The organism is Staphylococcus auricularis, assembly GCF_001500315.1.
GTDB lineage: Bacteria > Bacillota > Bacilli > Staphylococcales > Staphylococcaceae > Staphylococcus > Staphylococcus auricularis.
Genome location: NZ_LLER01000028.1, coordinates 1 through 217 on the forward strand (window position 1 = coordinate 1; position 217 = coordinate 217).

Sequence of the window (217 nt, forward strand, 5' to 3'; positions counted from 1 at the left end):
AAACCGCGAGGTCAAGCAAATCCCATAAAGTTGTTCTCAGTTCGGATTGTAGTCTGCAACTCGACTACATGAAGCTGGAATCGCTAGTAATCGTAGATCAGCATGCTATGGTGAATACGTTCCCGGGTCTTGTACACACCGCCCGTCACACCACGAGAGTTTGTAACACCCGAAGTCGGTAGAGTAACCTTTTGGAGCTAGCCGCCGAAGGTGGGAC

At 50.2% G+C, this 217-nt stretch carries 1 rRNA gene; it reads left to right on the forward strand.

The annotated features are described in order from the left end of the window. A 16S ribosomal RNA gene (locus APS80_RS10340) occupies positions 1-217 on the forward strand; the annotation flags it as partial.